Annotated in this window: 11 protein-coding genes and 4 tRNA genes; all 15 read right to left on the reverse strand. The window is 55.3% G+C overall.

Features of this window, described 5'->3' with window-relative positions; all coding sequences use genetic code 11:
• Positions 1-18: 18 nt before the first annotated feature.
• The 15 genes from rpoB to birA all read right to left on the reverse strand — a co-directional run bounded on the left by rpoB (position 19) and on the right by birA (position 11,625).
• Entirely contained in the window at positions 19-4,092 is a 4,074-nt protein-coding gene (gene rpoB / locus D8U61_RS17725; RefSeq protein ID WP_016772939.1) for a DNA-directed RNA polymerase subunit beta, read from the reverse strand.
• Between the two features lie 221 nt (positions 4,093-4,313).
• Positions 4,314-4,679: a 50S ribosomal protein L7/L12 gene (rplL, locus tag D8U61_RS17730; RefSeq protein ID WP_007962228.1), complete on the reverse strand. Its 366-nt coding sequence runs from the start codon at positions 4,677-4,679 to the stop codon at positions 4,314-4,316.
• A gap of 73 nt (positions 4,680-4,752) precedes the next feature.
• Positions 4,753-5,253: a 50S ribosomal protein L10 gene (gene rplJ, locus D8U61_RS17735; protein ID WP_008081912.1), complete on the reverse strand. Its 501-nt coding sequence runs from the start codon at positions 5,251-5,253 to the stop codon at positions 4,753-4,755.
• 198 nt (positions 5,254-5,451) lie between these two features.
• Positions 5,452-6,147 (reverse strand): 50S ribosomal protein L1, encoded by a 696-nt coding sequence (rplA, locus tag D8U61_RS17740; RefSeq protein ID WP_016772938.1) that lies wholly within the window; start codon positions 6,145-6,147, stop codon positions 5,452-5,454.
• A complete protein-coding gene (gene rplK, locus D8U61_RS17745; protein WP_003176435.1) occupies positions 6,147-6,578 on the reverse strand; it encodes a 50S ribosomal protein L11 in 432 nt (143 codons plus the stop codon). Before rplK ends, rplA begins: the two co-directional genes overlap by 1 nt.
• A gap of 118 nt (positions 6,579-6,696) precedes the next feature.
• The gene (gene nusG / locus D8U61_RS17750; RefSeq protein WP_007957598.1) at positions 6,697-7,230 is read right to left on the reverse strand and encodes a transcription termination/antitermination protein NusG; all 534 of its coding nucleotides are present in this window, start codon (positions 7,228-7,230) and stop codon (positions 6,697-6,699) included.
• 9 nt (positions 7,231-7,239) lie between these two features.
• Positions 7,240-7,608 carry a preprotein translocase subunit SecE gene (secE, locus tag D8U61_RS17755; RefSeq protein ID WP_016772937.1) on the reverse strand — a complete coding sequence of 123 codons (369 nt, stop codon included), beginning with the start codon at positions 7,606-7,608 and terminating at the stop codon, positions 7,240-7,242.
• A 45-nt stretch (positions 7,609-7,653) separates the two neighbouring features.
• Positions 7,654-7,729 (reverse strand) — tRNA-Trp (locus D8U61_RS17760).
• A gap of 53 nt (positions 7,730-7,782) precedes the next feature.
• A complete protein-coding gene (gene tuf, locus D8U61_RS17765) occupies positions 7,783-8,976 on the reverse strand; it encodes an elongation factor Tu (protein WP_064361246.1) in 1,194 nt (397 codons plus the stop codon).
• An 85-nt stretch (positions 8,977-9,061) separates the two neighbouring features.
• Positions 9,062-9,137: transfer RNA gene (locus D8U61_RS17770), tRNA-Thr, on the reverse strand.
• Between the two features lie 27 nt (positions 9,138-9,164).
• Positions 9,165-9,238: transfer RNA gene (locus tag D8U61_RS17775), tRNA-Gly, on the reverse strand.
• Positions 9,239-9,263: 25 nt separating this feature from the next.
• Positions 9,264-9,348: transfer RNA gene (locus D8U61_RS17780), tRNA-Tyr, on the reverse strand.
• A gap of 142 nt (positions 9,349-9,490) precedes the next feature.
• On the reverse strand, positions 9,491-9,922 hold the full coding sequence (locus tag D8U61_RS17785) for a hypothetical protein (protein ID WP_125925892.1): 432 nt from the start codon (positions 9,920-9,922) through the stop codon (positions 9,491-9,493).
• A 7-nt stretch (positions 9,923-9,929) separates the two neighbouring features.
• Complete coding sequence (locus D8U61_RS17790) at positions 9,930-10,682, reverse strand: pantothenate kinase (protein WP_130903219.1); 753 nt, start codon at positions 10,680-10,682, stop codon at positions 9,930-9,932.
• Positions 10,672-11,625, reverse strand: a complete 954-nt coding sequence (birA, locus tag D8U61_RS17795; protein WP_130903220.1) for a bifunctional biotin--[acetyl-CoA-carboxylase] ligase/biotin operon repressor BirA — start codon at positions 11,623-11,625, stop codon at positions 10,672-10,674. Before birA ends, D8U61_RS17790 begins: the two co-directional genes overlap by 11 nt.
• Between the last annotated feature and the right edge of the window lie 129 nt (positions 11,626-11,754).

The following is an 11,754-nucleotide window of genomic DNA, read 5'->3' on the forward strand; positions in this document are numbered from 1 at the left end:
CTCGATTCGCGTCACGTGTTATTCGGTTTCCAGATCGATATCGATGCCGAGGGAACGAATTTCCTTGATCAACACGTTGAAGGACTCGGGCATGCCCGGCTCCATACGGTGATCGCCATCCACGATGTTCTTGTACATCTTGGTACGGCCGTTCACATCGTCCGACTTCACTGTGAGCATTTCCTGCAGAGTGTAAGCAGCACCGTATGCTTCCAGTGCCCAGACCTCCATCTCCCCGAAACGCTGACCACCGAACTGCGCCTTACCACCCAGCGGCTGCTGGGTAACCAGGCTGTAAGAACCGGTAGAACGCGCGTGCATCTTGTCGTCTACCAAGTGGTTCAGCTTCAGCATGTACATGTAGCCAACGGTAACTGGACGCTCGAACTTGTTGCCGGTGCGGCCGTCGGTCAGTTGCATCTGGCCGCTTTCCGGCAGGTCTGCCAGTTTCAGCATGGCCTTGATTTCGCTTTCCTTGGCGCCGTCGAACACTGGAGTGGCCATTGGAACGCCGCCACGCAGGTTGTTCGCCAGATCGAGGATTTCCTGATCGGAGAAGCTGTCCAGATCTTCGTTACGACCGCCGATCTGGTTGTAGATCTCGTCCAGGAAGGTGCGCAGTTCAGCGACTTTACGCTGCTCTTCGACCATCCGGTTGATCTTCTCGCCCAGACCTTTGGCCGCGAGGCCCAGGTGGGTTTCGAGGATCTGACCAACGTTCATACGCGAAGGTACGCCCAGCGGGTTGAGGACCACGTCGACCGGGGTGCCATTGGCATCGTGCGGCATGTCTTCAACCGGCATGATCACGGAGACCACACCCTTGTTACCGTGACGACCGGCCATCTTGTCGCCCGGCTGGATGCGGCGACGGATTGCCAGGTAAACCTTGACGATTTTCAGCACGCCTGGAGCCAGGTCATCGCCCTGCTGCAGTTTGCGCTTCTTGTCTTCGAACTTGTCGTCCAGCAGACGGCGACGATCTACGATGTAAGCCTGAGCCTTCTCGAGCTGCTCGTTCAGCGCATCTTCAGCCATGCGCAGTTTGAACCACTGGCCGTGCTCAAGACCGTCGAGTACTTCGTCGGTGATGTCCTGACCTTTCTTCAGGCCGGCGCCGCCTTCGGCCTTGTGGCCTACCAGTGCGGAACGCAGACGTTCGAAAGTCGCGCCTTCAACGATGCGGAACTCTTCGTTCAGATCCTTGCGAATCTCGTCCAGCTGGGACTTCTCGATCGACAGTGCACGAGCATCACGCTCAACGCCGTCGCGGGTGAAGACCTGTACGTCGATGACAGTACCTTTGGTGCCGGTCGGCACGCGCAGGGAGGTGTCTTTAACGTCGCTGGCTTTTTCACCGAAGATTGCACGCAGCAGTTTTTCTTCCGGAGTCAGTTGGGTCTCGCCTTTCGGAGTGACCTTACCCACCAGGATGTCGCCTGCGCCTACTTCAGCACCTACGTAAACGATACCGGCTTCGTCCAGCTTGTTCAGTGCAGCTTCACCCACGTTCGGGATGTCCGCAGTGATTTCCTCTGGGCCAAGCTTGGTGTCACGGGCCACACAGGTCAGTTCCTGAATGTGGATCGTGGTGAAACGGTCTTCCTGAACCACACGCTCGGACAGGCAGATGGAGTCTTCGAAGTTGAAGCCGTTCCATGCCATGAACGCGATGCGCATGTTCTGACCCAGCGCCAGTTCACCCATGTCGGTGGACGGGCCGTCGGCCATGATGTCGCTACGCTGAACGCGATCACCTTTACGCACCAGCGGACGCTGGTTGATGCAGGTGTTCTGGTTCGAGCGGGTGTATTTGGTCAGGTTGTAGATGTCGACACCGGCTTCACCGGTTTCAACTTCGTCATCGGCAACACGAACCACGATACGGCTGGCGTCGACGGAGTCGATCACGCCACCACGACGAGCCACGACGCAAACGCCGGAGTCACGGGCTACGTTACGCTCCATGCCGGTACCTACCAGCGGCTTGTCAGCGCGCAGAGTCGGTACAGCCTGACGCTGCATGTTCGAACCCATCAACGCACGGTTGGCGTCGTCGTGCTCGAGGAACGGAATCAGCGACGCTGCAACCGATACAACCTGCTTCGGCGAAACGTCCATCAGGGTGACGTCTTCCGGCGCCTTGACGGTGAATTCGTTCAGGTGACGTACGGCAACCAGTTCGTCGATCAGGACTTTCTGCTCGTTCATGGTCGCCGAAGCCTGCGCGATCACGTGATCGGCTTCTTCAATAGCGGACAGGAACACGATCTCGTCGGTGACCACACCCTCTTTCACCACGCGGTACGGGCTTTCCAGGAAGCCGTACTGGTTGGTGCGAGCGTACGCAGCCAGGGAGTTGATCAGGCCGATGTTCGGACCTTCCGGCGTTTCAATCGGGCAGACACGACCGTAGTGAGTCGGGTGTACGTCACGGACTTCGAAGCCTGCGCGCTCACGAGTCAGACCGCCAGGGCCGAGTGCAGAGACACGACGCTTGTGGGTGATCTCGGACAGCGGGTTGTTCTGGTCCATGAACTGCGACAGCTGGCTGGAACCGAAGAACTCTTTCACCGCCGCAGCCACTGGCTTGGCGTTGATCAGGTCTTGCGGCATCAGGCCTTCGCTTTCTGCCATCGACAGACGCTCTTTGACCGCACGCTCAACACGTACCAGGCCAACGCGGAACTGGTTCTCGGCCATTTCGCCTACGCAGCGAACACGACGGTTACCCAGGTGGTCGATGTCATCGACGATGCCTTTACCGTTGCGGATGTCGACCAGAGTCTTCAGGACCGCGACGATGTCTTCCTTGCACAGCACGCCCGAACCTTCGATCTCGGTACGACCGATACGACGGTTGAACTTCATCCGGCCGACCGCAGACAGGTCATAGCGCTCAGGGCTGAAGAACAGGTTGTTGAACAGGGTTTCGGCAGCGTCTTTGGTTGGCGGCTCGCCTGGACGCATCATGCGATAGATCTCGACCAGCGCTTCCAATTGGTTGCTGGTGGAGTCGATCTTCAGCGTGTCGGAGACGAACGGACCGCAGTCGATGTCGTTGGTGTACAGGGTCTCGATGCGAACGACCTGAGCCTTGGCGATTTTTGCCAGGACTTCAGTGTTCAGCTCGGTGTTGCATTCGGCCAGGATTTCTCCGGTAGCCGGGTGCACGATAGCCTTGGCGGTGGTGCGACCAAGGACGTAGTCCAGTGGCACGTCCAGCGTCTTGATACCGGCTTTTTCGATCTGGTTGATGTGGCGCGCGGTAATACGGCGGCCTTGCTCAACGATGACCTTGCCCTTCTCGTCCTGGATGTCCAGAACCGCAACTTCACCACGCAGGCGCGACGGCACCAGTTCCAGGCTGAGGGTTTCGCCGCTCAGGTGGAATACGTTGGTGGTGTAGAACGCGTCCAGCACTTCTTCGGTGGTGTAACCGAGTGCGCGCAGCAGTACCGAAGCCGGCAGTTTGCGACGACGGTCGATACGCACGAAGACGCAGTCTTTCGGGTCGAATTCGAAGTCCAGCCACGAACCGCGGTAAGGAATGATGCGAGCCGAGTACAGCAGTTTGCCGGAGCTGTGCGTCTTGCCGCGGTCGTGGTCGAAGAACACGCCCGGGGAACGGTGCAGCTGGGAAACGATAACACGCTCGGTACCGTTGATTACGAAGGTACCGTTCTCAGTCATCAGGGGGATTTCACCCATGTAGACTTCTTGCTCTTTGATGTCCTTGATCGCTTTGTTCGACGATTCTTTGTCGAAAATGATCAGGCGCACTTTTACCCGCAAAGGTACGGCGAAAGTTACACCGCGCAATACGCATTCTTTGACATCAAATGCCGGTTCGCCCAGGCGATAACCGACGTACTCCAGCGCAGCATTGCCGGAGTAGCTGATGATCGGGAAAACGGATTTGAAGGCCGCATGCAGGCCCACGTCGCGGAACTGATCTTTAGTCGCTCCCGCTTGCAAGAATTCACGATACGAATCCAGCTGGATGGCCAGGAGGTAAGGCACATCCATGACGTCCGGCAACTTGCTAAAGTCCTTGCGGATACGTTTTTTCTCAGTATATGAGTAAGCCATCAGCGTTCCCCAGCTTGGTCACCTGCTTGTTTGGCCCCTCCCGACGGGAGCAGCCAGAAAATCGTGCAAACCCCATGGTTTGCGCCACCGCATCGGGTGGTTACAGCGCCTTTATCAGCACCGACCCAGTCGGCTGCCAATAACGGAAAAAGGCCGGTGGCAAGAGCCACCAGCCATCAGCCTGTCGCTTGACGCTCGGGCTGGAGGAGCAAAGTCGATGCTTACTTCAGCTCGACTTTAGCGCCTGCTTCTTCCAGCTTCTTCTTGGCGTCTTCAGCCGCTTCTTTCGAAACGCCTTCAGCTACAACCTGAGGAGCGCCGTCTACTTTCTCTTTGGCTTCTTTCAGGCCCAGACCGGTCAGTTCACGAACTGCCTTGATCACGTTAACCTTCTTCTCGCCAGCTTCCAGCAGAACAACGTTGAACTCGGTTTGCTCTTCAACAGCAGCAGCAGCTACAGCTGGGCCAGCCGAAGCGGCAGCAGCGGTAACACCGAAGGTTTCTTCCATCGCTTTGATCAGCTCAACGATTTCCACTACGGATTTCTGGCCGATTGCTTCGATGATTTGTTCGTTAGTCAGAGACATGACTCAATTCCTGAATTGGGGGACGGCCTACGCGACCATCGAAATAAACAAAAAACGCGAGAAGTGACGAGCCTTAGGCTGCGGCAGCTTCTTTCTGGTCGCGAATTGCCGCCAGAGTACGAGCCAATTTGCTGGTTGCGCCTTGAATCACGCTCATCAGCTGAGAAATTGCTTCGTCACGGGTCGGCAGAGTTGCCAGTACGTCGATCTGATTAGCTGCGAGGAACTTGCCCTCGAACGCAGCTGCCTTGATCTCGAACTTGTCCTGACCCTTGGCAAACTCTTTGAAGATACGGGCAGCAGCGCCCGGATGTTCGTTCGAGAATGCAATCAGGGTCGGGCCGGTGAACACGTCGTTGAGGACACTGTATTGAGTGTCAGCAACAGCGCGCTTGAGCAGGGTGTTACGTACAACACGTACGTAAACGCCAGCTTCACGAGCCTCTTTACGGAGTCCGGTCATTGCGCCTACTGTTACGCCACGTGCATCAACCACGACAGCGGACAGAGCGACTTTGGCAGCCTCGTTGACTTCAGCGACGATGGCCTTCTTGTCTTCGAGATTAATTGCCACGGGTTTAACTCCTGCTTGTTACCGTTTCATTCGATCGGAACCGAATGTCGTTTTGGTGTCTGATTCGGTAAGGAACCGGGAGCACCATCTGCGTAGGCTTGAGGTTTAAGGCTTGCGCCGCCTACGGTCTTGGATAGCCCCCGCCAGGCAGGGACCCCAATCTTTCAATTGGCGCGGCAAACCGCGCCAACCTTTGTCTTACGCGTCGAGCGAGCTCTGGTCGATAACCAGACCTGGGCCCATGGTGGTGCTCAGGGTAACGCGCTTGACGTAAATGCCTTTCGAGGAAGCTGGCTTGATACGCTTCAGATCAGCGATCAGGGCTTCAACGTTTTCCTTCAGCTTGACGGCGTCGAAGCCCATCTTGCCAACGGAAGTGTGGATGATGCCGTTTTTGTCGGTGCGATAACGAACCTGACCAGCCTTGGCGTTCTTGACCGCGTTGGCTACGTCTGGAGTTACGGTGCCGACTTTAGGGTTAGGCATCAGGCCACGTGGACCGAGGATCTGACCCAACTGACCTACAACGCGCATGGCATCCGGGGATGCGATCACTACGTCATAGTTCAGGTCGCCGCCTTTCATTTCGGCAGCCAGGTCGTCCATACCTACACGGTCAGCGCCGGCAGCCAGAGCGGCCTCAGCAGCTGGACCCTGGGTGAACACAGCAACGCGAACGGTCTTGCCAGTGCCGTGCGGCAGCACAGTAGCGCTACGAACAACCTGGTCAGATTTACGCGGGTCTACACCCAGGTTTACAGCAACGTCGAACGACTCGCTGAACTTGACAGTCGACAGCTCGGCCAGCAGAGCAGCGGCGTCTACAATGTTGTAGGCCTTGCCTGCTTCGATTTTGCCGGCGATAGCCTTTTGACGCTTGGTCAGCTTAGCCATTACACACCCTCCACGTTAAGGCCCATGCTACGAGCAGAACCGGCGATAGTACGCACGGCTGCATCCATATCAGCTGCAGTCAGATCCGCGTTTTTGGTTTTCGCGATTTCTTCCAGCTGAGCACGGGTAACAGTGCCAACCTTAACGGTGTTCGGACGAGCGGAACCGCTGGTCAGACCGGCCGCCTTCTTCAGCAGAACCGAAGCAGGGGTGGATTTGGTTTCGAAAGTGAAGCTACGGTCGCTGTAGACAGTGATGATCACTGGAGTCGGCAAACCTGGCTCAAGACCCTGAGTACGGGCGTTGAAAGCCTTGCAGAATTCCATGATGTTCACGCCGTGCTGACCCAGAGCAGGACCAACCGGTGGACTTGGGTTAGCCTGAGCGGCCTTCACTTGCAGCTTGATGTAAGCGGTAATCTTCTTGGCCATGAGGCACTCCAATTACGGGTTCGAACGCCTCGAAAGGCTCCCCGGTTACTTGCGCGTTTATCCCAGTGACGACAAAACCCCACAGCCTAAGGCTGCGGGGTTGGGATTGCTTGTCCAGTTAGACCTTCTCGACCTGACTGAACTCGAGCTCCACCGGAGTAGAGCGACCGAAAATGAGCACTGCCACTTGGATCCGGCTCTTTTCGTAGTTAACTTCTTCCACAACGCCATTGAAATCAGCGAATGGACCGTCATTGACACGCACCGTCTCGCCTGGCTCGAACAACGTCTTCGGCTTCGGCTTGTCGCTACCATCAGCAACGCGACGCAGAATCGCTTCTGCCTCTTTATCGGTAATTGGTGCAGGCTTGTCAGCGGTACCGCCGATGAAACCCATCACCCGAGGAGTATCCTTGACCAAGTGCCAAGTACCCTCGTTCATATCCATCTGGACCAGCACATAGCCTGGGAAGAACTTCCGTTCGCTTTTGCGCTTCTGGCCGTTACGCATCTCAACCACTTCTTCAGTGGGAACCAGAATCTCGCCGAAGCCATCTTCCATGCCAGCCAGCTTTACGCGCTCGATCAGCGAGCGCATCACATGCTTCTCGTAACCCGAGTAAGCATGCACAACATACCAACGCTTAGCCACGGGACACCCTTAGCCGACAATCAAGGAAACAAGCCAGCCGAGCAGGGAATCGAGACCCCACAACAGCAACGCCATAACCAGAACAACAGCCACGACAATCAGCGTGGTCTGCGTGGTTTCTTGGCGAGTTGGCCACACGACTTTACGAATCTCGGTGCGAGCTTCCTTAACCAGTACAAAGAAAGACTTGCCCTTCGCGGTCTGCAGGCCTACAAAGGCAGCTACAGCAGCAATGGCAAGCAAAGCGAGTACACGGTACAGGATCGGCGAAGCAGCGTAATACTGATTGCCAACAACGCCAACAACCACCAAAGCGACTACTACAAGCCACTTGAGCAGATCGAAGCGAGAGCCTTGAGCTTCAGCTTTAGGAGTCATCTATGAAGATCCTGTGAAAAGAAAGCCAGACACACCGAGTGAATCTGGCAGGTCAGGAGGGAATCGAACCCCCAACCTACGGTTTTGGAGACCGTCGCTCTGCCAATTGAGCTACTGACCTAAAACAAAATCAGGCCGACCATTATGCCGGCCCGAAAAATACATTACAACCGCTTATTCGATGATTTTGGCTACGACGCCAGCGCCAACGGTACGACCGCCTTCACGGATAGCGAAACGCAGACCGTCTTCCATCGCGATGGTTTTGATCAGGGTAACAGTCATCTGAATGTTGTCACCTGGCATTACCATTTCAACGCCTTCTGGCAGCTCGCAGTTACCAGTCACGTCAGTAGTACGGAAGTAGAACTGTGGACGGTAGCCTTTGAAGAACGGAGTGTGACGACCGCCTTCTTCCTTGCTCAGAACGTAAACTTCTGCGGTGAACTTGGTGTGCGGCTTGACCGAACCTGGCTTGACCAGAACCTGGCCACGCTCAACGTCGTCACGCTTGGTACCACGCAGCAGAACGCCGCAGTTCTCGCCAGCACGACCTTCGTCGAGCAGCTTGCGGAACATTTCAACACCAGTGCAAGTAGTAACGGTGGTGTCACGCAGACCAACGATTTCCAGCGGATCCTGAACGCGAACGATACCGCGCTCGATACGACCAGTCACAACAGTACCGCGACCCGAGATCGAGAATACGTCTTCGATTGGCATCAGGAATGGCTTGTCGATCATACGAACTGGTTCTGGGATGTAGGCATCCAGAGTTTCAACCAGTTTCTTGACGGCAGTGGTGCCCATCTCGTTGTCGTCTTTGCCTTCCAGCGCCATACGAGCCGAACCGATGATGATCGGAGTGTCGTCGCCCGGGAAGTCGTAAGTCGACAGCAGGTCACGAACTTCCATCTCAACCAGTTCCAGCAGCTCAGCGTCGTCTACCAGGTCAGCCTTGTTCAGGAAGACCACGATGTACGGAACGCCAACCTGACGGGACAGCAGGATGTGCTCACGGGTTTGCGGCATCGGACCATCAGCGGCCGAGCAAACCAGGATAGCGCCGTCCATCTGAGCAGCACCGGTGATCATGTTCTTCACGTAGTCAGCGTGACCCGGGCAGTCAACGTGAGCGTAGTGACGGATCTTCGAGTTGTACTCAACGTGCGCGGTGTTGATGGTGATACCGCGAGCTTTTTCTTCTGGTGCGCTGTCGATCTTGTCGAAGTCAACGATTGCAGAACCGAAAACTTCGGAGCAAACGCGAGTCAGAGCAGCAGTCAGAGTGGTTTTACCGTGGTCAACGTGACCAATGGTCCCAACGTTGACGTGGGGCAGGGAACGATCAAATTTTTCCTTAGCCATCGATATCACCCTCTACAGAAGAAATTAGACAAACAATATCAACCATTAAAACAAAGGCAGATATTTTCATATCTGCCTTGTTATATGGAGCTCTTGAGCGGATTTGAACCGCTGACCTCACCCTTACCAAGGGTGTGCTCTACCAACTGAGCTACAAGAGCAAAACCCTTTTGCACAACCTGCAAACTTGGAGCGGGTAGCGGGAATCGAACCCGCATCATCAGCTTGGAAGGCTGAGGTTCTACCACTAAACTATACCCGCGGAGCCTGCAGCTCACGCTTAAATCTGGTGGAGGGAGAAGGATTCGAACCTTCGAAGTCGTAGACGTCAGATTTACAGTCTGATCCCTTTGGCCGCTCGGGAACCCCTCCTAATCAGGCCGGCATTCTATATCATGCCAAACCCCTGTCAAGCATTTTCTCATTTAAAAACCTGAGGTTAGCTGCGTTGACACGCTTCACTTCGAATCCCGTTTAAGGTGTTCGCTGTGGAGCGGGCGCCATTCTATGCAAACTATTGAGCAGGTGCAACCCCTTCGCACAGCATTATTTTATGTTTTAACTCATTGAATTCCTTGGAAAGGTTTTGCAACTGCTGATCGCCCAACAAACGCTGGCCATCCGGCGCAACTGCAAGCCAGTAACCGCTTCCTGCAGCATCTTTCGGCACGGATTGAGCATTGACCCTCATCGCCACCAGGCGCTGTTGCAGCTTGGCAATTGAATCCTCTTCAGAAAATCCACCAAGGAAAAGACACTGCTGACGCGGCACCACCTGCCCTCTCCCGCCTTCACCAGCAGTTTCGCTCAGTAGACGGATATCCTGCTGCGAACCGCGATACAGACTAAGGGGCGTTACATCTTTGGCTCGCAAGGGCGCTTCCTGCTGATGCCAGACATAGTAAAAAACATTGAGAACCACTAGGAGCAGGAACAACCAACGCATATAAACCTCAGGACAAGGGACACGCCATCGCCAAGCCGACAAAAACCAGGTCGGGCACAACCCTGGCGTCAGGCGCGACGCCTTTAACCAACTCGGCATCCCCTCCCGTAATAAAGACGGTGAATTGCTCTCCCCAGTACGCTCGAGCCAGCTCTAATTGAGTGAGAACAAAGCCCCTCAGCATCAAAGAACAACCGCGCTCCACCGCTTCCACGGTGGTACGCCCCGGGACATGACTGGAAAGGGCGCGCTCTGCCGCCTCATCACCATAACGAATTTTACGGGTATGGGTGCGAAGCTGGTTTCGCATCAAAGGCATGCCTGGACAAATGAACCCACCGAGATGCTCACCGTCAGCCCCGACAAAATCGGCAGTAACCGCAGTACCGAAGTCGAGAACCAGACAAGCACTTCCGGCAGCCAGGTGAAAGCCGCCAAGCATCGCCAGCCAGCGATCAAGCCCCAGACGCTCATAGTCTTCGTAGCCGTTTCGAACGCCGGACATCTCGCGAGCGGGCTTCGCACGCGAGATAGGAATACCGAACTCGCGCTCGAGCATTTCGGTTAAAGCGCTGGTTTCCTCGTTGGTCCTGACGCTTACCAAACGACAGTGGAGCAGTGACAGCGACTTTATGATGCGCAAGCTCTCAAGCAAAGCCTGGTTAGAGTCTACAACTCCTTCCGAGACCAGCTCGCTCGCCGAGGCATTCAGCACGCGCCATTTAATAAAGCTATTGCCGCAGTCAAGCTCAAGAATCATCACGCAACCTCAGGCTGAGCTCTCCACCACTAAAGGCTTTTTCAACACCATCTACAATCAAGCGCAACCCGCCTTGGTTATCAATCCCGAGCACTACCCCATCGATACGGCTGTTACCAGCGATCAACGACACGGACCGACCCTGCCACAGATGATTTTCCGCCCATTCTGCCTGCAGACTTGCGAACCCGTTGAGCTGGTGTTTATGGATATGAGTCTTGAGTTGATTACTCAATTCAACCACCAGAGCATTGCGATCGCAGGCTTTGCCTGACTCCAGTTTTATAGAAGTCCATTGCTGGTCGACCTCATCGGCAACCTGCATATTCACGTTGATTCCTATACCCAATACAACATGACACACATCCGCAGGATCGCCGACGAGTTCGAGCAGAATGCCGGCTATTTTCTTGTTACCCACCAAAACATCATTGGGCCACTTCAAACCGGCATTGGCCACACCGGTGTTTCGCAAGGCCTGCATCACCGCCAAGCCAACAACAAGGCTCAGTCCCTCAAGCTGACGCATGCCGCCTTCGATGCGGAGTACAAGGCTGTAATAAAGATTTTCTGCAAATGGGCTTACCCACTTACGACCTCGACGACCACGGCCTGCCAATTGTCGCTCCGCGAGCACCAAAAACGGCACGGCGGCGCCGTCACTGATGGAGCGCAGAGCTTCGGCATTTGTCGAGTCAACAGAGTCGAACACACGCACCGGCCATTGAGGCATCTTCCTGGTTATTTCAAGAGGATCAAGGAGCGTCAGAGGCGTCGACAATTGATATCCGCGACCGCGAACTTTATGGATCGACAGGCCAAGTTCCGCTTCAAGCTGTTGTAGCTGCTTCCATACAGCACTTCGGCTTATTCCCAGGGCAACGCCCAGGTCCTGTCCGGAATGGAATCGTCCATCCTTCAGTAGATTCAACAACGTCAGCATGCAGGTATCGCCTCACAATGAGGCCCGCATAATAGCCATGCCCCGGGCCGTTGCATAGAAATCAAGCGGACACATTTCTCGCAGGCAAAACAAAACCCCAACTGCTTTCGCAATTGGGGTTTCGGAATT

Origin of the sequence: Pseudomonas sp. Sample_14 (genome assembly GCF_004307515.1) — a bacterium.
Lineage (GTDB): Bacteria > Pseudomonadota > Gammaproteobacteria > Pseudomonadales > Pseudomonadaceae > Aquipseudomonas > Aquipseudomonas atacamensis.